Annotated in this window: 22 protein-coding genes and 1 pseudogene; 14 read left to right on the forward strand and 9 right to left on the reverse strand. The window is 69.9% G+C overall.

Annotated features, from left to right (window positions below):
• Positions 1–18: 18 nt before the first annotated feature.
• The 3 genes from NP777_RS01780 to NP777_RS01790 are packed head-to-tail and all read left to right on the forward strand — an operon-like array spanning position 19 to position 5350.
• Positions 19–2106, forward strand: coding sequence for a hydantoinase/oxoprolinase family protein (locus NP777_RS01780; protein ID WP_256648196.1), 2088 nt, complete (start codon positions 19–21; stop codon positions 2104–2106).
• Positions 2106–3920 (forward strand): hydantoinase B/oxoprolinase family protein, encoded by a 1815-nt coding sequence (locus NP777_RS01785; protein WP_256648197.1) that lies wholly within the window; start codon positions 2106–2108, stop codon positions 3918–3920. Before NP777_RS01780 ends, NP777_RS01785 begins: the two co-directional genes overlap by 1 nt.
• Complete coding sequence (locus tag NP777_RS01790) at positions 3917–5350, forward strand: MFS transporter (RefSeq protein ID WP_256648198.1); 1434 nt, start codon at positions 3917–3919, stop codon at positions 5348–5350. The genes NP777_RS01785 and NP777_RS01790 overlap by 4 nt, the downstream gene beginning before the upstream one ends.
• Here NP777_RS01790 and NP777_RS01795 read toward each other — a convergent pair.
• Positions 5249–6016, reverse strand: a complete 768-nt coding sequence (locus NP777_RS01795; RefSeq protein ID WP_256648199.1) for an IclR family transcriptional regulator — start codon at positions 6014–6016, stop codon at positions 5249–5251. The two genes, NP777_RS01790 and NP777_RS01795, sit on opposite strands and share 102 nt — an antisense overlap.
• A 191-nt stretch (positions 6017–6207) precedes the next feature.
• Here NP777_RS01795 and NP777_RS01800 point away from each other — a divergent pair, with 191 nt between their 5' ends.
• Entirely contained in the window at positions 6208–7482 is a 1275-nt protein-coding gene (locus NP777_RS01800; protein ID WP_256648200.1) for a lyase family protein, read from the forward strand.
• Positions 7479–8837 (forward strand): MFS transporter, encoded by a 1359-nt coding sequence (locus NP777_RS01805; protein ID WP_256648201.1) that lies wholly within the window; start codon positions 7479–7481, stop codon positions 8835–8837. Before NP777_RS01800 ends, NP777_RS01805 begins: the two co-directional genes overlap by 4 nt.
• 5 nt (positions 8838–8842) lie before the next feature.
• Here the strand turns inward: NP777_RS01805 and NP777_RS01810 are convergent, their stop codons facing one another.
• The 4 genes and pseudogenes from NP777_RS01810 to NP777_RS01820 all read right to left on the reverse strand — a co-directional run bounded on the left by NP777_RS01810 (position 8843) and on the right by NP777_RS01820 (position 10359).
• Positions 8843–9253 carry an MFS transporter gene (locus NP777_RS01810; RefSeq protein ID WP_256648618.1) on the reverse strand — a complete coding sequence of 137 codons (411 nt, stop codon included), beginning with the start codon at positions 9251–9253 and terminating at the stop codon, positions 8843–8845.
• Between the two features lie 33 nt (positions 9254–9286).
• Positions 9287–9421 (reverse strand): hypothetical protein, encoded by a 135-nt coding sequence (locus NP777_RS47570; RefSeq protein WP_305889365.1) that lies wholly within the window; start codon positions 9419–9421, stop codon positions 9287–9289.
• Between the two features lie 76 nt (positions 9422–9497).
• Positions 9498–9563 (reverse strand): annotated as a pseudogene (locus NP777_RS47575) (hypothetical protein); the annotation flags it as partial.
• A gap of 220 nt (positions 9564–9783) precedes the next feature.
• Entirely contained in the window at positions 9784–10359 is a 576-nt protein-coding gene (locus NP777_RS01820) for an IclR family transcriptional regulator (RefSeq protein ID WP_256648202.1), read from the reverse strand.
• An 89-nt stretch (positions 10360–10448) separates the two neighbouring features.
• On the opposite strand from NP777_RS01820, the gene NP777_RS01825 reads away from it, so the two are divergent.
• Together NP777_RS01825 and NP777_RS01830 are read left to right on the forward strand one after the other, a co-directional pair.
• The gene (locus NP777_RS01825) at positions 10449–10856 is read left to right on the forward strand and encodes a helix-turn-helix domain-containing protein (protein ID WP_256648203.1); all 408 of its coding nucleotides are present in this window, start codon (positions 10449–10451) and stop codon (positions 10854–10856) included.
• A 48-nt stretch (positions 10857–10904) separates the two neighbouring features.
• Positions 10905–11315: a VOC family protein gene (locus NP777_RS01830; protein WP_256648204.1), complete on the forward strand. Its 411-nt coding sequence runs from the start codon at positions 10905–10907 to the stop codon at positions 11313–11315.
• Between the two features lie 92 nt (positions 11316–11407).
• Here the strand turns inward: NP777_RS01830 and NP777_RS01835 are convergent, their stop codons facing one another.
• The gene (locus NP777_RS01835) at positions 11408–12595 is read right to left on the reverse strand and encodes an MFS transporter (RefSeq protein ID WP_256648205.1); all 1188 of its coding nucleotides are present in this window, start codon (positions 12593–12595) and stop codon (positions 11408–11410) included.
• An 85-nt stretch (positions 12596–12680) separates the two neighbouring features.
• On the opposite strand from NP777_RS01835, the gene NP777_RS01840 reads away from it, so the two are divergent.
• On the forward strand, positions 12681–13262 hold the full coding sequence (locus NP777_RS01840) for a TetR/AcrR family transcriptional regulator (RefSeq protein WP_256648206.1): 582 nt from the start codon (positions 12681–12683) through the stop codon (positions 13260–13262).
• A gap of 3 nt (positions 13263–13265) precedes the next feature.
• Here NP777_RS01840 and NP777_RS01845 read toward each other — a convergent pair whose 3' ends face one another.
• Positions 13266–14228, reverse strand: coding sequence for an LLM class flavin-dependent oxidoreductase (locus tag NP777_RS01845; protein WP_256648207.1), 963 nt, complete (start codon positions 14226–14228; stop codon positions 13266–13268).
• Positions 14229–14462: 234 nt separating this feature from the next.
• Positions 14463–14888: a MarR family winged helix-turn-helix transcriptional regulator gene (locus NP777_RS01850; protein WP_198269570.1), complete on the reverse strand. Its 426-nt coding sequence runs from the start codon at positions 14886–14888 to the stop codon at positions 14463–14465.
• 247 nt (positions 14889–15135) lie between these two features.
• Between NP777_RS01850 and NP777_RS01855 the strand changes: the two genes are divergently transcribed.
• From NP777_RS01855 to NP777_RS01870, 4 genes are read left to right on the forward strand one after another with little or no spacing between them, the layout of a single operon-like run.
• The gene (locus NP777_RS01855) at positions 15136–16053 is read left to right on the forward strand and encodes an SDR family NAD(P)-dependent oxidoreductase (RefSeq protein ID WP_308404991.1); all 918 of its coding nucleotides are present in this window, start codon (positions 15136–15138) and stop codon (positions 16051–16053) included.
• A complete protein-coding gene (locus NP777_RS01860) occupies positions 16053–16928 on the forward strand; it encodes an amidohydrolase family protein (RefSeq protein WP_256648208.1) in 876 nt (291 codons plus the stop codon). The genes NP777_RS01855 and NP777_RS01860 overlap by 1 nt, the downstream gene beginning before the upstream one ends.
• A 10-nt stretch (positions 16929–16938) precedes the next feature.
• A complete protein-coding gene (locus tag NP777_RS01865) occupies positions 16939–18465 on the forward strand; it encodes an acyl-CoA synthetase (RefSeq protein WP_256648209.1) in 1527 nt (508 codons plus the stop codon).
• Positions 18462–18917, forward strand: coding sequence for a MaoC family dehydratase (locus NP777_RS01870; RefSeq protein ID WP_256648210.1), 456 nt, complete (start codon positions 18462–18464; stop codon positions 18915–18917). Before NP777_RS01865 ends, NP777_RS01870 begins: the two co-directional genes overlap by 4 nt.
• A gap of 49 nt (positions 18918–18966) precedes the next feature.
• Here NP777_RS01870 and NP777_RS01875 read toward each other — a convergent pair whose 3' ends face one another.
• Entirely contained in the window at positions 18967–19335 is a 369-nt protein-coding gene (locus NP777_RS01875; protein ID WP_256648211.1) for a hypothetical protein, read from the reverse strand.
• Between the two features lie 184 nt (positions 19336–19519).
• Between NP777_RS01875 and NP777_RS01880 the strand changes: the two genes are divergently transcribed.
• Together NP777_RS01880 and NP777_RS01885 are read left to right on the forward strand one after the other, a co-directional pair.
• The gene (locus tag NP777_RS01880; RefSeq protein WP_256648212.1) at positions 19520–19981 is read left to right on the forward strand and encodes a winged helix-turn-helix transcriptional regulator; all 462 of its coding nucleotides are present in this window, start codon (positions 19520–19522) and stop codon (positions 19979–19981) included.
• Between the two features lie 82 nt (positions 19982–20063).
• Positions 20064–20462: a nuclear transport factor 2 family protein gene (locus NP777_RS01885; RefSeq protein ID WP_256648213.1), complete on the forward strand. Its 399-nt coding sequence runs from the start codon at positions 20064–20066 to the stop codon at positions 20460–20462.
• Positions 20463–20623: the final 161 nt, after the last annotated feature.

A 20623-nucleotide genomic window follows, 5' to 3' on the forward strand; every position in this document is an offset into this window, starting at 1 on the left:
CCCATCCGAGAGGCACTCATGCGATTCTCTGTCTCCGCCGACACCGGCGGCACCTTCATCGACGTCGTCGTCCGCGACGAGGACGACAACCACTACGTCGGCAAGGCACTCACCACCCACCAGCGCGTCTTCGACGGCATGCGCGAAGCCCTCGAGGGCATCGCCGACGGCCTCGGGACGACCGCACGGGCCCTGCTGGCCCACACCGACCTGTTCATCTACGGGACCACCCGGGCGACCAACGCGATCGTGACCCGTCGGGTGGCCAAGACCGCCCTGCTCACCACCGAGGGCTTCCCCGACATCCTCGTGCTGAAGGAGGGCGGCAAGCGGGACGTCTTCGACTACACCACCGAGTACCCCGACCCCTACATCCCGCGGCGCAGGACGTTCGAGGTGCCCGAGCGGGTCAGCTCCGAGGCGCGGATCACCAAACCGCTGGACGAGCGGGCCGTGCGGGACATCCTGCACCACCTCCGCCAGGACAACTACGAGGCAGTGGCCGTGTCCCTGCTGTGGTCGATCGTCGAGCCCGCGCATGAGCTGCGCATCGCCGAACTCCTCGAAGAGATCCTGCCGGGCGTCCCGTACACGCTCTCGCACCAGATCGCGCCGATCGTCCGCGAGTACCGGCGGGCCTCGGCGACCGCCATCGACGCCTCGCTCAAGCCCCTGATGCAGAGCCACTTCCGCGAACTCGAGTCGGACCTGCGGGCCTTCGGCCACACCGGTCAGCTGCTGGTCTCCTCGAGCATCGGCGGCGTGATGACCGTCGAGGAGATGATCGCCGCGCCGATCAACGCCGCCAAGTCCGGGCCCGCGATGGCCCCGGTGGCGGCCGTCAACTTCTCCAACGCCGAAGGCTTCGGCGGCGACACCATCGTGTGCGACACCGGTGGCACCACGTTCGACGTCGGTCTGTCGCACGACTCCGGGCTGGTCCACACCCGCGAGACGTGGCTCGGTGGCGAGTGGGAAGGAGACCTGCTCGGCATCTCGTCGGTCGACATCCGCTCGATCGGCTCCGGAGGCGGCTCGATCGCCTGGGTCGACGACGGTGGACTGCTGCGCGTCGGCCCCCAGTCGGCCGGGTCCGAGCCCGGCCCCGCCTGCTACGGGCGCGGCGGCACCGAGGCCACCCTCTCGGACGCCGCGTGCGTCCTGGGCTTCTTCGACCCGGACTACTTCCTCGGCGGGCGCATGGGCCTGGACACCGCCGCTGCCCGCGAGGCCGTGGCCCGGGTGGCCGAGAGGCTGGGCAGGAGCGTCGAGGAGACGGCCTGGGGGATCCTGACCCTGACGACCGACCACATGGTCAAGGCGGTCTACGACATGACCATCTCCCAGGGCCTGGATCCCAAGGAGAGCACGGTCGTCGCCGGCGGCGGGGCCGCCGGCCTCAACATCATGCAGATCGCCGCCGAGCTGGGCAGCAGCCGGGTGATCCTGCCCAAGACCGCTGGGGCCCTGTCGGCGGCGGGGATGCACTTCGCCGACATCGTCAAGGAGGAGTCGGCGCCGCTGATCACCCGCTGGTCCGCCTTCGACGCGGACGGCGTCAACGCGGCGCTGACGCGTCTGCGCGACAGGCTTGCCACCTTCGCGGGCCGGGTCGGCCTCGCCGAGGACGACTATGTGATCGAGTACTTCACCGAAGCGCGCTACGAGGCCCAGGTGTGGGACATCGTCACCCCGGTGCCCGTGAGCGAGTTCCGCGGCGGCGAAGACATCGCGCAGCTCCGCAAGGCGTTCGACGACGAGCACGAACGCCTCTTCGCCTTCTGCGACGACACCGCCGACCTGGAATTCATCAGCTGGAAGGCACGGCTGACCGCCGACCTGCGCACCAGCCACCCGCGGGTCCGGTCCGTGGCCCGGACCCGCGGGGCCCCCACGAAGACGCGGGCCTGCTATTTCGGCCCTTCCGGACTGACCGACACTCCCGTGTACCTGCCCCAGGATCTGCGCCCGGGCCAGTTCGTGCCCGGCCCCGCGATCGTCCAGGAGCCGACGACCACATTGGTCGTCCATCCGGGCATGGCCACCGAGGTCAGCGGGTCCGGCAACTACATCCTGCATGTGACGACTCCGGAGGGAGACGAGTGATGGTGGCCGACGACAGCACACTCGCCGTGGACGACCACGAGTTCGACCCGATCCTGACCGCCATCCTGGCCAACCGCCTGGACGGCATCGTGCGCGAGATGACCACCACCCTGCTGCGCTCGGCGCGCTCGGCGGTGATCAACAGCGGGCGCGACTTCTCGTGTGCCATCGCCACGGCCGACAACCAGTTGCTGGCCGCCGCGGAGGGTCTGCCGGTGCACATCTTCGGCGTACAGCTGCAGGCGGAGGACATCCTGGCCGCCCACCCGGACCTGGCCGAGGGTGACGCCTACCTGGACAACAATCCCTACGGGGGTAATTCTCACGCCGCCGATCACTCCGTGCTCGTGCCCGTATTCATCGACGGCGAGCACATGTTCACCGCCGTGGCCAAGGCACATCAGGCCGATACCGGCAACTCCCTGCCCACCACCTACTTCGCCGGTGCGAAGGACGTGTACGAGGAAGGGGCACTGATCTTCCCCGCGGTCCGGGTGCAGCGGAACTACACCACCATCGACGACGTCATGCGGATGTGCATGGCCCGCATCCGCGTCCCACAGCAGTGGCACGGCGACTTCCTCGCCTCGCTCGGGGCCGCGCGAATCGCCGAGCGGCGCCTCGAGGAGCTGTGCGCCAAGTACGGCAAGGACCAGGTCAAGCGGTTCATCCGCGGCTGGTTCGACTACTCCGAGGACCTCATGCGCAAGACCATCGCGCAGCTGCCCGAGGCCCGTCTGCACAACACCGGCGCCCACGATCCGTTCCAGCCCTACCTGCCCGACGGGCTGGAGTTCCAGGTCGACATCGACATCCACCCGCAGGACGGCCGGATCCTGGTCGACCTGACCGACAACGCCCCGAACGTCGACTGCGGGCTCAACCTCACCGAGGCCACCACGCTGGCCGCCGTGTACAGCGGCATCTTCCACGGTCTGCGCGGGCAGGTGCCCAAGAACTCCGGCGCGTTCCGGCGCGTCGAAGTCCGTCTCAAGAAGGGCGCCGCCGTCGGCATCCCGGAGTTCCCCCACAGCTGCTCGGTGGCCACGACCAATGTCGCGGACCGGCTGACCAACTGCGTCGGTGCGGCCTTCGCCCAGCTCGGTGAGGGCTACGGGATCGCCGAAGGCCCGGTCGGCATGGGGGTTCCGCACGCGGTGGTCTCCGGATACGACTCACGCACCGGCGAGCGATTCGTCAACCAGTTGCTGATGGGCGCGGCGGGTGGGCCCGGCAGCGCCACCGCCGACGGCTGGCTGACCTGGAACGTGCCCAGTACGGCAGGGCTGACCTACCGGGACTCCATCGAGATCGACGAGCTCAAGATGCCGATCCAGTACCGGCACATCCGGATGATGGCCGACTCCGGCGGCGCGGGACGCCACCGCGGCGGGTGCACCGTCGACATGGCCTTCGAGTCCAAGGAAGACGGCGTCTCGGTCATCTACCCCTGCGACGGACAGATCGTCCCGCCCAGGGGCGTGCTCGGCGGGCAGGACGGCGCCCTGGCCGCCGGCTGGCTGATCGACATCGACGGCGGCGAGACCCTCCTGCCCAACAACGCGGTCGTCACCCTCGACACCGGCCAGGCCGTCCGGGGGGTGGAGTGCTCCGGTGGTGGCTATGGCGACCCCCTGGACCGCGACCCCGAGCGCGTCCTGAAGGACGTGCTCGGGCGGTGGGAGAGCATCGGCCACGCCCGCGAAGCGTACGGCGTCGTGATCACCGGCAGCGGGAGCGACCTGTCCATCGACTGGAGCGCCACCGCCACGGTCAGGGCCGCCCTGCGCGACCGTTCGCCGGTGTCGTCGTGACCCCCGTGCCCGGCCCGCACCCGGCCACCCGGCGTACGATCTTCGGAGCCACCGTCGGGACGCTGACGGAATATTACGACTTCGCCATCTACGGTCTGATGGCGCCGACCATCGCAAGCCAGTTCTTCCCCAGGGCCGACCCCACGGCCGCGCTGCTGAGCACCTTCGTGGTCTTCGCCCTGGGGTTCCTGTTCCGCCCGCTCGGCGGATTCATCTTCGGCTACCTCGGCGACAAGTTCGGGCGCACAAAGGCGCTGACCTCGGCGATTCTCCTGATGGCGGCGACCACGACCGCGATCGGTCTGCTTCCCACCTATGCCGGCGTGGGGCTGCTGTCCCCGGTGCTGCTGCTGGTCTGCCGATGTCTGCAGAGCGTTTCCAACGGCGGCGAGTTCGCCGGGGCGACCTCGTACTTGGCCGAATCGGCGCCGCGCGACAAGCGCGCGACATTCGTCAGCACGGTCACGGTGTCGTCCGCGATCCCGGCCGTCCTGGGCGCCATCGTCATCCTGACGATCTCCGCCCTCCTGGACGACGGCGCCTTCACGGCCTGGGGCTGGCGCATCCCGTTCCTGCTGGGCGCGCCGCTGGGACTGATCGGCCTGTATGTGCGGTTGCGTCTGGCCGAACCGGAAGTCTTCACCGAGATGAAGGCGGCGGGAGTCGCCCCCCGCAACCCGCTGCTGACCGGCATCCGCACCCAGTGGCGCAAGATGCTCCTGGTGTTCTGCGCGGCCGCGGTCACCGCGTCGTCCTACTACATCCTGAACTCGTACATGGTCACCTATACGGAGACGGAGCTGGGTGTCAGCCGCAACGCCTCGCTCTTCATGAACAGCACGGCCATCGTGATCTTCTGTGTCGCGGTGCTCCTCGGCGGTCGCGCGGCCGACCGATTCGGCCGCCGGCCGGTCATCGCCACGGGGCTGGTCGCCCTGGTCGTCCTCGGAGTGCCGGCTTTCCTGCTGATGCAGACCGGGCACCTCGCCGGTGTGCTGCTCGGGCAGATCGTCTTCGGCCTGTGCATCGCACCCGTCTCGGGGGTCGTACCGGCCCTTTCGGCCGAGCTGTTCCCGACGTCGGTCCGGTACAGCTGCAATTCGATGAGCTACAACCTCGCCTACACGGTCTTCGCCGGTACCGCCCCCTTCGTCGCCGCATGGCTGGTCTCCCTGACCGGCCTGCTGGTCTCCCCGGCCATCTACGCGTCCTCGATCGCACTCGTCTCCGGCGTGATCGTCTTCTGTTTCCTCGAGGAGACCCGTGGCACCCCCCTCGAGCAGAGTGTCGATACCGGCGAGCGTCAGGGCCGCAGCGAGGCGCCCGGCTCACCGGACGAGGGCCGGCCTGCGGTCGAGGGCGCTCTCGATGGCGGTGGCGGCGGCGCGGAGTCGCCGGGCCGCGTCATCGAGCCGGTTGATCATCCGTGACGTGGGGCCGGACACGTTGATCACGCCGACCAGGCCACCGGCCGCCGTCCGCAGCGGAACTCCGACCGAGGTCAGGCCGATCTCGACCTCTTCGCTCGCCATGCTGTACCCATGGTCACGTTCGCTCCGCAGGCGCTCGAGAACCTCCTCGAGGGTCCGGGGAGCGGACAGCCCCGACATGGGGGTCGTCAGATCCTCCGCGACGAGTTCCGTCACGAGATCGTCGTCGGTGTCGAAGAGCAGGGCCCGGCCGGAGGCCGTGCAGTGCAGAGGTGAGCTGCGGCCGACCCATCCGCCGGCCCGGAGGGACTGGTTCGACTCCTCGCGCAGCACGGTCAGCGACCGGTTGCCGCGTTGCACGGACAGCAGCGCCACTTCGCCGGTGCGCGCCACGAGCGCACGCAGCACCGGTCTGGCCGCCCGCAGAAGCGAGCTGTCCCCGGCACCGGCGGCCAGGACCAGCATGTTCCAGCTCAGGCGGTAGCGCTTGGTGTGGCTGTCCTGCTCGACGAGACCGCCGCGGCTGAGGGCCTGGAGCATGCGGGAGACCTGGCTGCGCTCACGGCCGACGGCTCTGGCCAGGTCGCTGACGGAGTGGTCGCCGGTGGCGCCGCGACGTCCGAAGGCCAGCAGGAGCGTGGCCACGCGTTCGGCCCCAGAGTCCATACCCGCCACCTTCCTCTTGTTGTTGCCACAGCAACATGCTGTCGTCACTTTTCTATCCGACCTGCCAAGATGAGGCAAGGCTGTTGCTGGGAGAGCATCATCCCTGTTCAGGCCGCCTATCGGTGCCTAGGGTGACGCGCACCGCAGACGCGGTGGTGGTCGAACCCTCTCCCCGAAGAACGGAACAGCTTGTGAGCACCGGCATCCATCCGGATTCGACGTGGGCGCCCCTGTACGGAGCGCAGACCGCGCTGGCCATGGACAACTTCCCGTCTCGTGGCCGCACCTTCGGTGACTTCCCGCCCCTGGTACACGGGTACGCCCAGGTGAAGCTGGCCGCGGCACGCGCCAACCAGGCCCTTGGCGTGCTGGACGCACAGCGCTGCGACGCCATCGTCAAGGCGTGCCAGGAGATCCTCGACGGCGAGCACACCCGGCAATTCCCCACGGCGCTGGTGCACGGTGGCGGCGGCACCACCGCCAACATGAACGTCAATGAGGTGATCGCGGCACGCGCCGGTGAACTGGCCGGAGCCGCGGTCCATCCCAATGACCATGTGAACGCGTCCCAGTCCACCAACGACAGCTATCCGACCGCCATGGCGCTCGCGCTGCTGAGCCAGGTCGACGCGCCCGTGGCCGCTCTGAACCGGCTCGCGGACGCCCTGGAGTCGAAGGCGGCCGAGTTCGACACGACCCGCCGCCTGGGCCGTACGTGTCTCCAGGACGCGGTCACCCTGACCGCCGGTGACACCCACCGGGCACAGGCGGCGGCCGTCCGCCGCACCGCCGGCGTTCTCCAGGCGGCCACCGACGCTCTGACCACCGTCCCGATCGGAGCGACCGCGGTGGGTACCGGGATCGGCGCGCCCGCCCACTTCGCGGAGCGCTGCGCCGAGGAACTGGCACGGCTCACGGGGCGTCCCATCAGCGCGTCCGAGAACCCGTACGACAGCCTCGCCCATTTCGATCCCTACGCCCACATCGCGTCGGCGGGCGCTCGGGCGGCGATCACCATGGCGAAGATCGCCGCCGATATCCGGCTGCTGTCCTCCGGGCCGCAGGGCGGGTTCGGCGAGCTGACGATACCGGCGGTCCAGGCCGGGTCCTCCATCATGCCCGCCAAGGTCAATCCGGTGATACCGGAGTACGTGATGCAGCTCAGCTACCGTGTCAGGGGAAGCGCCCACACCGTCGAATGCGCCGTCGCCGCCGGTGAACTCGAACTCAACGTCATGGAACCGGTGATCCTCGACGCCCTGAGCACCATCTTCGACGACCTGGCCGCGGCCGCCACGACCTTCACCGAGCGCTGCGTCCTCGGCCTGACCTGGAACGGCCCCCACCGCGAGCGCAACCTCGCCGGGGCGCTCGACCGGTGGGTCGAGATGGCGGCGACCCGCGGCTACGAGTCGGCCACCGCCGAACTGCGAGCGGGCGGAAGCGACGGGGGAACGGCACGATGACCACTCCCGTCTCCCCCACCCAGCCCGCGTCCATCGCCTACGACGACGCCCCGCTCACGCGTTTCCACATCAGGATCGCCGTCGCCGGTACGGGCGGCCAGTTCAGCGACGGGTTCATCCTCGGCATCATCGGCATCGTCATCGCCTCGGCCGGCGACACCCTCGGTCTCACTCCGCTGTGGACCGGCGCGCTGGGCGCGGCGACCCTGACCGGGCTGTTCGTCGGTGCCATCGCCGTGGGCCCGGTCGCGGACCGGATCGGCCGCAGAGGGATCTTCGCCTGGGACATGCTGTTCTTCGCCGTTCTGTCGCTCCTGCAGTTCTTCGTGCAGACACCGGGACAGCTCCTGACCCTGCGGCTGCTCCTCGGACTGGTGCTCGGCGCCGACTACGTGGTGAGCAAGTCCCTCGTCACCGAGCACTCACCGCGCGCGTTCCGCGGCCGCCTCATGAGCCTGCTGGCCGTCGCCTGGGCCGCCGGTTACGTCTTCGCCTATCTCATCGGTTTCCTGCTGACCGGACACGGCGACAACGCCTGGCGGTACATGCTCGCCGTCAGCGCACTCCCGGCCCTGCTCGTCTTCGGCTTCCGGCTGGGGGTGCCCGAATCCCCGCTCTGGCTGGCCAGGCATCAGCGGAACGCCGAAGCCGCCGATGTCGTCCGCCGCCACCTCGGCCCGGGAGTGCTTCCGCCCACCGCTCCCCCGCTGAGCCGGAACCGCGGCTTCACGGCCCTCTTCGGGCCCGCATACCGCAGGCGGACCGCCGTGGGCGCGCTCTTCTACGTCTGTCAGGTCATCCCCTTCTTCGCGCTCGGCACCTTCTCCTCCCAGGTGATGGAGGCCCTCGGCGTCACCAGCAAGATGGGCGCCGGCGCTCTCTACAACGTGTTCCTGCTCATCGGGGCCGTCGTCGGCCTGGTGCTGATCGACCGCATCAGCCGCCGCCGGTTCCTGGTGGGAACGTTCTTCATCGGCGCGGCACTGCTCGCCGCGCTCATCCTGCTCGCCGGCGCGGGCGCGTCCGCCATCGTCGTCATCGGAGTGTTCGCCGCCTTCGCCTTCCTCATGTCCGCGGCGGTGAACCTGGAGTTCGTCTACCCGCCGGAGCTGTTCCCCACCGATCTGCGAGCCTCGGGCGTGGGCATCGCGACGGCCGCCAGCCGGCTCGGCTCCGCCGCCAGCACCTTCCTGCTCCCCGTCGTCGAGGACGGCCACGGCATCAACACCGCTCTCATCGGGTGCGTGGTGATCCTCCTGGCCGGCGGGCTGGTCTGCTGGGCGTGGGCACCGGAGACCAGCACGGAGTCGCTGCTCGACACCGGCACCGCCGCAACGGCCGGGCGCTCCGGGTAAGGGCCTCAGAGGCCCAGATTGGTGAAGGTGTACGCCGAGGCGTGTCCGGAGTACCGCGACTGTTTCGGATAGGGCTCCGCGAAGATCGCGGCGAGCACGCCGAACTCGACGTAGTCCGCCACCAGCGTGAGCACCATCGCCAGCAGCATCAGCGGCCACGGCGCCCGGCGGCCCGGCGGCGCGTACTCCATCGCCATGAGCTGGGCCGCGGTGGACTCTCCGCCCAGGCTGAACCCCTGGACGCAGCGCAGCAGGATCAGCAGACAGGGTGCGGCCAGGCCGAGCGTGGCGTACCCCGGCAACACCGCGATGAGCAGCGAGGACAGGCCCATCATGATGAGCGAGACGACCATCGCGTTCTTACGGCCGAGCCGGTCCCCGGCGTTGGCGAAGACGTACGCGCCGACCGGGCGGATGGCGAGCCGGGGCCGCGGCGCGGGTGGCGGCGGTCACCGGGGGCCGTCGCTGAAGACCGCCGGCTCCCTGGTCCACGCGGCGGCCTGCTCGCTGAGGGAGAGGCCGAGCCCGCCGCGGTTGGGGATGACCATGCGGCCGTCCCTCAGCTCGAGGCGCTCGTTGAACATCGGCTCCAGCCACTTTGTGGTCCGCGAGCGCGGAGATCTGCAGGAACGGGGTGATACCACCCACCCGTGGCGCGTCGGGCTGTACGAAGTCGGAGGAGCCCGCCTCGATGAGCGCCGCGTGCTCACCGAAGCTGGTCGGCATCTCACCGGTGGCATCGCCGAGCACCGCTTCGACATCGTCCAGCCCGACCTGGCCAAATGCGGCGGCTTCACCGAGCCCAGGCCATCCGTCAGCTCGCCGCCGCCTTCAACCTGCGGCTCTCCTCGCACTGCTGGGGCACAGCCTCCTGGTCCGGACACGCTGACCGGCGGTGCACCGGCCGCGCCGCCCGTCCCGATGGCGTCGCGCGGCCGGCCGGTGCTCAGCGCCGTACGTGGCCGAGGCCCGCTGAAATCTCGGCGGCCGCCTCGGCCACCGGCGGACCGACGTCGCTCAGGACCCGTTCCATGCGCTCCGCCACTCCGGCGACGCTGATCGCCGCGACGGGCATCCCGGTGTGATCGTGGACAGCGGCCCCACAGCAGCAACTGGACTCATCGAACTCACGCCGGTCCTCCGACCAGCCCCGCTCCCGCGTCTCCTGAAGGATCTTCCGCAGCGGACCGACCGAGTCCTCATCGACCGGAGAGTCGCCCGAAGCCACGAGCTCCGCCAGCTTCTCCTCCATCGCCTGCCGCGGGAGAGCCGCCAGATAGGCCCGCCCCAGCGACGTACAGTGCAGCGGCCGGCCCGCACCCAGCTCGCTCGTCACCGCGACCGGGCGCGGGCCGCGCTCGCGGTGCACGAACACCATGTTCACGCCGTTCGGCACCGCGAGACTGGCCGTCTCCCGGGTCTCCCGCATCAACCGGGAGATGACCGGCATCGCCGTGGCGGTCAGATCGGTCGAGCTCACCGCCGCGGAGGCCAGCCGCGTCGCCGAGGGCCCGAGCCGCAACAGCCCGCTCCCCTGCTCCACCGCGAGCCAGCCGCCCGCGACGGCGATACCGAGCTCTCGGTGTCGGTGGACCGTGATGTGATGACACCGTGAGCCGCGCCGCAGAAGAGATCAACCGCCGCATGCTCCGGGCCCGGGACGCGATGGACCGCGACTACGCGCGGCCGCTGGACGTCCCGGCCCTGGCCCGGATCGCGCATGTGTCCGCGGCGCACTTCACGCGTACCTTCCGGGCCACGTTCGGTGAAACACCGCACCGCTACCTGCAGCGACGTCGTGTGGAGCGAGCGATGTTCCTGCTGCGGGAGACCGACCGCGGCGTGACGGACATCTGCTTCGACGTCGGCTTCGGCAGCCCCGGCACCTTCAGCCGCACGTTCCGCGACATCGTCGGCCGATCGCCGCGGGCCTACCGCAAGGAAGCGGTGGCCACGGGCGTGCCGACGTGCTTCACGATGGCGTGGACGCGGCCGAGCGCCCGACCGTCCGCCGACTGAGCAGTTTCGGATAAGTTCTCGTCCCCTCCGCTCGGTAGCGTGAGGCCCATGTTCAACGCCATCACACATTCGCAGATTTACGTCCTCGACCAGGACGAGGCCCTCGACTTCTACGTCGGCAAGCTCGGGCTCGAGGTCGCCGCGGACGTCAACTTGGGCTTCATGCGCTGGCTCGCCGTCAGCGTTCCCGGTCACCCCGAGCGGCAGATCCTGCTGGAGAAGCCGGGCGCTCCGGCGATGTCGGAGGAGACCGCCGAGCAGGTCCGTGAGCTGGTGACCAAGGGGGTGATGGGCGGCTGGCTCATCCTGACCACCCCCGACTGCCGCAAGACCTACGAGACACTGCTGGCGCAGGGCGTGGAGTTCACCGAGGAACCCACCGAGCGCCCGTACGGGATCGACTGCGGTCTGCGCGACCCGTTCGGCAACCGCATCCGCTTCACCCAACCGGCGGCCTGAGACTCTCCGGCGGGCCACGACCGATTCAGGGTGTCCCGCGGGATGCTCCCCCGCACTCGTGCACCATCCGGCCGGACGGGCAGCCGTACGGCTCACGGGGTGGGTGCGGGGTGGGCCGTACGGGCGGCAGGCGTGATGAAGGACGCGGCCACCACGAGTATCAGGACCAGGAACAGCGCGTTGCGGAGTCCGAACCGCTCGCCGAGATGGCCGAGCGAGGGCGGTCCCACGAGGAAGGCGACGTAGCCGACGGTGGCGGCGAGGGAGACCCGTGCGGCGGAGTTGTCGCCGGAGTCGCCGGCCGCGGAGAGCGCGACGGGAAAGCCCAGGGACGCGCCGATGCCCCACAGGACGGCCGCCGCCGCCGCGACAGCCTGATTGTCGACCACGATCACGAGTGCGATGCCGACGGCGCCGACGACCGCGCTGGCGCACAGGGCGGCCGCGCGTCCGTAAGCGTCGACGAACCGGCCGCCCACGAAGCGGCCGACAGTCATCGAGGCCGCGAAGACCGCGTACACGGCCGATCCGAGCGCGGGGTCGAAGCCATGGCCGTCGACCATGACCAGCGGCAGCCAGTCGTTCGCCGTTCCCTCGGCCATCGCGAGGGCGAGGATGATGCCACCGATGAGCAGCAGCCTCGGCTCCCTCCACACCGCGGGGCGCGCGGAGGCCGGCGCATGCGCGCCGTCGCCGTTGCCGGCTCGTCGGCCCACCCCGGCGGGAACGCATCGGACCATCGGCACCAGTACGGCCAGGACCACCACGGTGACGACGGCGAGATGCCACAGGACGGGGAACGAGACGGCGGTCAGAATCATGCCGCCGACCGCGCCGACCACCGTACCGAAGCTGTAGCAGCCGTGCATCGCGGGAAGGGTGGAACGGCCGAGCAGCCGCTCCACCTCCGCCCCTTCGACGTTGAGGGCCACCTCGCCGCCGCCCATCCCGAGGCCGATGAGTCCGAGTCCGAGGGCCACGACCGTGTCCGCGCCCGCCGCCGCCCCCAGGCCGATGACGCCGGATCCCGCGGCGGTCGCCAGCGTTCCGGCCGCGATGAGGGGCCGGGCGCCCCAGCGGGCCACCAGCGGTCCCGAGCACAGGATGCCCACCATGGATCCGACCGAGAGCCCGAACAGGACCAGGCCCATGCGTCCGGTGGAGGCTCCCAGCAGGTCGCGCACGTCGGGGGTGCGCGTCACCCAGGACGCCATGGCCAGGCCGGGCAGGAAGAACAGGGCGAACACGGCGGTCCGACGTCGGCCGAGGCTGACGGTCATGGGAATGCCTCCAGTGGATGACCGGACACAGAAGTCTGTACGATCGTACACACTTGGCGGAGCCGCCTTGTGACACATTGGGGGCGTGAGCGGCACACGGCGTGAGATCCCGAACGACCCCGGACGCAGGGACCGGATTCTCGATGCCGCCCTCGACGTCATCGCCGAAGGCGGCGTTCACAGGACGACCCATCGCAAGATCGCGTCACGGGCCGGCGTCCCGTTGGGCTCGCTGACGTACTACTTCGACGGCATGGACGATCTGCTGGCGCTGGCGTTCGCCCGCCTCGCCGACACGATGTCCCAGCTCTACCGCCGCACCCTGCGCGGCGCCGGGTCGCCGGCCGAGGCCGAGGCGGCCGTGGCCGAGCTGATCTGCGGGCCGGCCTACGCCACCGACCGCGACATGACGCTCATCTTCGAGATGTACGCCTACGCCAACCACAACCCCGCGGTCGCCGCCACCACCCGCTCCTGGCTGGCGCGCAGCCGGGACAGCCTCGCCCTGCACTTCACTCCCGGAGTGGCGCGAGCCCTCGACGCCCTGATCGAGGGCTGGCCCATGCACAGCCGCTTCGACGCCGCCCCCCTCAACCGGCAACTCGTCGCCGGAGTCGTGCACGCCGTCGTCAGCGCGGCACCCGACCTCCCCGACGAACAGCTGTGATCGTCACAACACCGCGGCAAGCGAGTTCAGCGACGCGAGGTAGTCGGCGCCCATCGGGGTGAGGACGGCGCTGCTGACGCCCGCGTCGAACAGGTCCGTCAGCTGGGACCGTGCCTGTGACGGCGTGCCCGCCACCGCGAGCTGACGCACCCACTCGTCCGGCAGGGACCGGGCGAACTCCCGCTGGCTGTCGCAGCGCGAGCGCAGGGCGACGAGTTCGTCGTGGAAGGGCAGCGGGGTGATGTGAGGGCGCCAGTCGGGTTCGCCGACCACGGCCAGGGCGGGGCGGACCGCCATGAGCGCGGCGGTGGGGTCGTCGTCGACTGCCGCGATGTTGTAGGCGACCAGGCGGTGCGGGCGGCCGGGGGCGATGTGTGCGAGGGCTTGCCGCACGTAGGCGGGTGTCACCGGTTCCGCGAGCAGGGTGCCGTCGGCCACCTCGCCGGACACGGCCAGGGACCGAGGGCCCCGTACACCGGCCAGGATGGCGGGGACCCGCGTCGGGAGGGCGCCGGCGTCCAGTCGCAACCCGTCGATGCGGACGTACTGCCCGTCGTGGTGGACGAGTTGCCCACTCAGCAGACGTTTCAGGACGGTGATGTACTCGGCCAGGAGGGTGAGCGGGCTTGCGGGCCATGCGCCGACGCCGCGCATCCAGTGCGGCATGCCGTGGCCGACGGTGATGTCGATGCGGCCGGGGTGCAACTGGGCGAGGGTGGCGATCTCCATGGCGGTGAAGGCCACGTTGCGGGCGGCGGCCGGCAGCAGCCCGACGCCGACGCGGATCCTTGTCGTGGTGGCGAGGACGGTGGCTGCCTGGGCCAGTCCTCCCCGGTAGCCGAGGTCTTCGACGACCCACAGTTCGTCGAAGCCGTGCGACTCCGCGCGTTGGGCGAAGGCGACGATGTCGCCCGCCGGGATGTCGCGGGGTATGAGGACGCCGATCGTGCCGCCCCGTGTCGTCATGGTGCTCCCTCGTCGGCAGGACTCACGTGTCGTGCCCGCCATAGCTGTCGGTTGCGCCGGTCGGTCTCTCTACTGCGTCATCATGCCGTCCCGGCCGTCCGGACGCGGGGCGGACGGTTGTGTGGGCCCGGACAGCTCCTCGATACCGGGGAAGTGGACGCCTCGCGGCGTGTGCCGAGGTGGAACGGTCGCCGTTGACCAGCGGTCATCGCCTGGCCTCTCCCGAGTGAGGCGTCAGGCGAGCCCGTTCCCGGCCACGCGCGCCAGGAGCGTGTGCAGCGTCTCCCGTTCGGCGGGGGCGAGCGGGGTGAGCAGTTCGTCGGTCACCCGCCGGCCCGCCTGATCCGTGTCGCGGAGGAACGCGCGGCCGTCCTCGGTGAGGACGACGATGCGGCTGCGGCGGTCGTCGGGGGCGGGGCGGCGCTCGGCGAAGCCGAGCTTCTCCAGGTCGTCCACCAGGCCGACGATCGCGCTCGGGTCATAGCCGAGCCGGGCGCTCAGCTCTCGCTGCAACGCGCCCTCGCAGGTGGCGAGGTAGCGCAGCACGGCGTAGTGCCGCAGCCGCAGCCCCGACTCCTGGAGGAAGGTGTTGAACAGCTGACCTGAGCGCAGACCGAGGCGGTACAGCAGATAGCCCGTGTCCGCGTGCAGCGTCCGCATCCACGGTTCGTCCGCGTCGATGGGGGGCGGGGTGTCGGTGTGCCGGGCGGCGATGGCGGGCTCCCTGGTCTCGGCCCCGGGGCGCCGGTCTCGGCTCCGCCCGGAGGGGTGGGTCTCGTGTGCGGAGTCCAGTATGACGCACCCGAGGTGGACAACAACTGTTGACGACACCAATTATTGCGCTTAGCTTCGATCACGCCGCCGCACTCCGCGCCGGACAGGCGCACCCATGCGAAGGGACCCGCTTGTGCCCACCATCGATCTGACCGGCAAGGCCGCCGTCGTCACCGGTAGCGGCCGGGGCCTCGGCCTCGCCTACGCACACGCCCTCGCCGCCCACGGCGCGTCCGTGGTCGTCAACGACATCGACGAAGCCGTGGCCGAACAGGCCGTCAAATCCATCACCGAGGCGGGTGGCACGGCCGTGGCCGAGGTGGTTCCGGTCGGCTCCGCCGAGGCCGCCGACCGGCTGGTGAGCCGTGCCGTCGCGGAGTTCGGCCGACTCGACGTCCTGGTGACCAACGCGGGCATCCTGCGCGACAAGGTGCTGTGGAAGATGACCGACGAGGACTTCGACGCGGTCATCACCACCCACCTCCGCGCCACCTTCACCTGCGCCCGCGCCGCCTCGTTGCGCATGCGCGAGCAGGGCGAGGGCGGCACGCTCGTCCTCGTCGGCTCCCCGGCCGGGCAGCGCGGCAACTTCGGCCAGACCAACTACGCCGCCGCCAAGGCCGGGATCGCCGCCATGGCCCGCACCTGGTCCATGGAGCTGTCCCGCGCGAACGTCACCGTCAACGCGATCGTGCCGGTCGCCGCCACCGCGATGACCGAGACCATTCCCGCCTTCGCCCCGTATGTGGAGGCCATGAGGAACGGCGAGCCGCTGCCGGACTTCCTCCGCAAGGGCGAGGGGTTCGGCACCCCGGAGGACTGCGCCGCCCTCGTCCCCTTCCTGGCCTCCGACGCCGCGCGCGGCATCACCGGGCAGTGCGTCGGCATCGGCGGCGACAAGGTGGCGCTCTGGTCGCATCCGCGGGAGATCCGGACCGCCTACGCCGACGGCGGCTGGACTCCCGAGGCCCTCGCCGACGCCTGGCCCACATCGGTCGGCGCCGAGCCGCAGACGGTGGGCATCCCCGCGCCGAAGGCCCCGGAGGCGTGATGGACCTCCGGAATCTGGTCGCCATCGACGTCCACACCCACGCCGAGGTCTCCTCCAAGGGCCGCTCCTCCCTGGACGACGATCTGCACGACGCCTCCTCCGCCTACTTCAAGGTCGAGGGCAACCGGAAGCCCACCCTCGAGGAGACGGCCGCCTACTACCGCGAGCGGCGGATGGCCGCCGTCATCTTCACGGTGGACGCCGAGTCCGCCACCGGCACCGAGCCCGTCCCGAACGAGGAGGTCGCCGAGGCCGCCGCCGCCAACGCGGACGTCCTCATCCCCTTCGCCTCCATCGACCCCTTCCGGGGGAAGGCGGGCGTGCAGCGGGCCCGGCGGCTGGTCGAGGAGTACGGCGTGAAGGGCTTCAAGTTCCACCCCAGCGTCCAGGGCTTCTTCCCCGACGACCGCTCGGTGGCGTACGGCCTGTACGAGGTGATCGAGGAGACCGGCACCATCGCTCTCTTCCACACCGGCCAGACCGGCATCGGAGCCGGTGTGCCCGGCGGGGGCGGCATCCGCCTCAAGTACTCCAATCCGCTCCATGTGGACGACGTGGCCGCCGACTTCCCGCATCTGAAGATCATCCTGGCGCATCCGTCGTTCCCCTGGCAGGACGAGGCCCTGGCGGTGGCGACCCACAAGCCCGGCGTGCACATCGACCTGTCCGGCTGGTCGCCGAAGTACTTCCCGCCGCAGCTCGTGCAGTACGCCAACACGCTGCTGAAGGACAAGGTCCTGTTCGGTTCGGACTTCCCGGTGCTCACCCCGGACCGATGGCTGGCCGACTTCGACAAGCTCTCCATCAAGGAGGCGGTCAAGCCGAAGATCCTCAAGGAGAACGCGGCCCGGCTGCTCGGCCTGACCAAACCGTGAGGGGTGTCAGATGCGCAACGAGGGACTGGGGTCATGGCCCGCACGCCGGGCCCGTAAGACCCCGCACCGCACGGCCCTGATCCACGGCGAGCGGTCCACCGACTACCGCACCCTGCACTCCCGCACCACCCGCCTGGCCCACGCCCTGCGCGCCCGGGGCGTCAGGCGCGGCGACCGCATCGCCCACCTCGGCCCCAACCACCCCGCCTATCTGGAGACCCTGTTCGCCGCCGGTCTCCTCGGCGCCGTCTTCGTCCCCCTCAACACCCGGCTCACCGGCCCCGAGATCGCCTACCAGCTCGCCGACTCCGGCGCCAAGGCCCTCATCCACGGCGCCGCACACGCCGGGCTCGTCGCCGGACTGCCGACCGGCACCGATGTGCGGATCCGCGTCGAGATCGGCGACGCATACGAACAGACCCTGGCGGCCGCGTCGGCCGAGCCGATCGACGAACCGGTCTCCCCCGACGACACCTGCCTCATCATGTACACCTCGGGGACGACCGGCCGCCCCAAAGGCGCGATGCTCAGCCACGGCAACATCATCTGGAACGCCGTCAATGTGCTGGTCGACCACGATCTCTTCGCCGACGAGCGCGCCCTGGTGTCCGCCCCGCTGTTCCACACCGCCGGGCTGAACATGATCACCCTGCCGGTGCTGCTCAAGGGCGGCACCTGCGTCCTGGTGGAGGCCTTCGACCCGGGAACGACCCTCGATCTGATCGAACGGCATCGCATCACGTTCATGTTCGGAGTGCCGACGATGTTCGGCCAGGTGGCCCGGCACCCCCGCTGGGCGACCGCCGATCTGTCCTCGCTCCGCATCCTCACCTGCGGCGGATCACCGGTGCCGACCCCGCTCATCGCCACCTACCAGGAGCGCGGGCTCACCTTCCTCCAGGGCTACGGCATGACCGAGGCCGCGCCCGGCACCCTCTTCCTGGACGCCGAGCACGCGACCGGCAAGGCGGGGTCGGCGGGCGTACCGCACTTCTTCAGCGACGCACGGGTCGTACGGCCCGACCTCACCCCGGTCGGCATCGGCGAGACCGGCGAGGTGGTGGTGCGCGGACCACATGTGATGCCCGGCTACTGGGGGCTGCCCGAGGAGACGGAGGCCGCGTTCGCGGACGGCTGGTTCCGCAGCGGGGACGCGGCCCGGATCGACGAAGACGGCTATGTGTACATCGTCGACCGGATCAAGGACATGATCATCTCCGGCGGCGAGAACATCTATCCCGCCGAGATCGAGGACCTCCTGCTCGCCCATCCGGGCATCGCCGAGTGCGCGGTGATCGGTGTACCGGACGGCACATGGGGCGAGGTGCCCCGCGCGGTCGTCGTCCCGGCGGCGGGCGTCGAACTCGACCCGGAGCAGGTGCTGGCATCACTGTCCGGGCGACTCGCCAAGTACAAGATCCCCAAGTCGTTGGTGGTCGCGGACGACCTTCCGCGCACCGCCTCCGGAAAGCTCCTCAAGTCCCGGGTGCGCGACCGCTTCGGCACCGCCGCCCCTGAACAGGAAGCCGATTCATGAGCATCACCGTCAACGGCCTGGACGAACTGACGAAGCTCGCCGGCGCGGACCTCGGCACCGGCGAGTGGATCGAGGTCACCCAGGACCACATCGACACCTTCGCCGACGCCACCGACGATCACCAGTGGATCCACACCGACCCGGAGCGAGCGGCCCAGGGCCCCTTCGGCGCACCGATCGCGCACGGCTACCTCACGTTGTCCCTGTTCATCCCCCTCTTCACCCAACTGCTTGACGTACGGGGCGTGACCACCAAGGTCAACTACGGCCTGGACAAGGTGCGCTTCCCCGCACCGGTGAAGGCCGGATCCCGCATACGGCTCGCGGCCCGGCTCACCTCGGTCGAGGACGTACCCGGAGGCGTCCAGATCACCGTCGACGGCACGATCGAGGTGGACGGCGGGACGAAGCCCGCGGCCGTGGTGCGGAGCCTCTCCCGCTTCTACGTCTGATACGTCCGATACGTCGCCCAACGCCGAACCGGCTTCCCGGAACCTCGGCTCAGGCGGCGAGCACCTGCGCCACCGCCATCGCGGGCAGCGGCGCCGCCGGGATGCGTACCGGCGCGACCGGGCCATGAGCGGGCCATACGCGGTAGGTGGTCTTGGCCGGATCCACCAGGGGCTCACCGAGAGCGATCCGCCCCTGGGAGTACAGCCTGTCGCATACGGGGGTGGGCAGCGCGACGTAGCAGCCGCCCCTGTTGGTGACGGAGTCGTACGGCTGCCAGTAGCCGTACCGGCGCCGTCCACTCGCGTGCACGGTGCAGAACACCGGAGTGCGGGAGTTGGACATGACGCGGAGAACTCCGGCGGCAGCCTCGAACGGGACCTCGGAACGGGAGCGGGACGGGTAGCGGACGGCGGACATCAAGGCTGCCTTTCCGAGGGGCCGGGACTCAAGATCAGCTACTCAATTAAAGCAGCTATTTGATCTCGATGGCACAACTCCCTTTCAAACGGCGGGGCTTGAGCATGTCGGCGCGGACACCGGTAGCATTGCGAGACTACTCTCGATTCAAGACCACTACCGGAATCACCCAAGGGGAGCAGCCGTGCCCGACCGCGGGAACCACATCACCTTCCAGCACGGCCAGGAGTTCCTGGCCGCGATCTCCGAGCGCTGGAACTACCAGATCCTGCGGGAGGTGTTCTTCGGCGTCGGCCGGTTCGGCGAGCTCAAGCGAGCGCTGGGCATCTCGGCGAACATCCTCACCGCGCGGCTGAACAGCCTCACCGAACTGGGCCTGCTCACCAAGCGCGCCTACCGCCAGGACAAGCCCTGGTACGAGTACGAGCTCACCGACAGCGCCCGCGAACTCGTCGTCCCCGCCATCGCGGCCATCACGCGCTGGGCCGAGAGCCATGCGACCGACAGCGACATCAGCCATTACCCACTGATGCACACGGTATGCGGCAACCCGACCAATCCATACCTCGCCTGCAGCAGCTGCCATCAGCCGGTCGAGGCATCGACCCTGCGGCCGGTACCCGCCGAGGAAGGTGGCGCCCGCTGAACAACCCAGCCCGAGGGCCCGAGGGCGACGCGACCGAGGAGACTAGTAGCGAATCGAAACTAGTAGCGTTACGCTACTAGGTATGACAGACACCGCACACGCGACATCCGTCCCCGACTGGGTCCTGAAGTTCATGGACGCCATCGACACCCTGGAGTTCGACGAGGGCTTCGCGCCGCTCACCGAGGACACCGAGATGTACTTCGGCACCGCGCATATCCATGGCGCCGAGGCCATCAAGGCGTTCTTCGTCAAGATCGACGAGCCGCTGAACATCACCCACGAGGTTCTGGAGTTCTGGACCGCGGGCGACGGCGTCCGCCTGCTGCGCGGCGAGGCGACCATGGCCAAGAAGAGCGCTCCGGACCAGGTGGTGCGCGCCCCGTTCATGCACATCTTCTATCTCGACCAGGAAGACCCGGTTCGCGTCCGGGCACTCCGCGTCACCGCGGGCCCGCTCCAGACCGACGCCGTGATGTGACCTCCGCCCCGGGGGTCGGCCGACGGCCCCCGGAGGCACACCCCTCGCCGCCCTGCGCGCACCCTCCATCGACAGCCTTCCGGGGTATCAGCATGCTTGCTATTTAGTAAGCACGCTTATACTGTCTCAGCATGCTTATGGACGGTCGAATCCCCAGCTTC

This window comes from Streptomyces rugosispiralis (assembly GCF_024505145.1).
Classification (GTDB): Bacteria; Actinomycetota; Actinomycetes; order Streptomycetales; family Streptomycetaceae; genus Streptomyces; species Streptomyces rugosispiralis.

Coding starts and splice junctions, on each gene's coding strand:
- NP777_RS01850 (WP_198269570.1), bottom strand. CDS start 14,888: ATGCGGACGCTGCACGCGGACACGGGCTATCTGCTGTACCGCCTCGGT.
- NP777_RS01835 (WP_256648205.1), bottom strand. CDS start 12,595: ATGACCGTCAGCCTCGGCCGACGTCGGACCGCCGTGTTCGCCCTGTTC.
- NP777_RS01830 (WP_256648204.1), top strand. CDS start 10,905: ATGTTCAACGCCATCACACATTCGCAGATTTACGTCCTCGACCAGGAC.
- NP777_RS01795 (WP_256648199.1), bottom strand. CDS start 6,016: ATGGACTCTGGGGCCGAACGCGTGGCCACGCTCCTGCTGGCCTTCGGA.
- NP777_RS01785 (WP_256648197.1), top strand. CDS start 2,106: ATGGTGGCCGACGACAGCACACTCGCCGTGGACGACCACGAGTTCGAC.
- NP777_RS01870 (WP_256648210.1), top strand. CDS start 18,462: ATGAGCATCACCGTCAACGGCCTGGACGAACTGACGAAGCTCGCCGGC.
- NP777_RS01780 (WP_256648196.1), top strand. CDS start 19: ATGCGATTCTCTGTCTCCGCCGACACCGGCGGCACCTTCATCGACGTC.
- NP777_RS01865 (WP_256648209.1), top strand. CDS start 16,939: ATGCGCAACGAGGGACTGGGGTCATGGCCCGCACGCCGGGCCCGTAAG.
- NP777_RS01805 (WP_256648201.1), top strand. CDS start 7,479: ATGACCACTCCCGTCTCCCCCACCCAGCCCGCGTCCATCGCCTACGAC.
- NP777_RS01845 (WP_256648207.1), bottom strand. CDS start 14,228: ATGACGACACGGGGCGGCACGATCGGCGTCCTCATACCCCGCGACATC.
- NP777_RS01875 (WP_256648211.1), bottom strand. CDS start 19,335: ATGTCCGCCGTCCGCTACCCGTCCCGCTCCCGTTCCGAGGTCCCGTTC.
- NP777_RS01860 (WP_256648208.1), top strand. CDS start 16,053: ATGGACCTCCGGAATCTGGTCGCCATCGACGTCCACACCCACGCCGAG.
- NP777_RS47570 (WP_305889365.1), bottom strand. CDS start 9,421: ATGTTCAACGAGCGCCTCGAGCTGAGGGACGGCCGCATGGTCATCCCC.
- NP777_RS01885 (WP_256648213.1), top strand. CDS start 20,064: ATGACAGACACCGCACACGCGACATCCGTCCCCGACTGGGTCCTGAAG.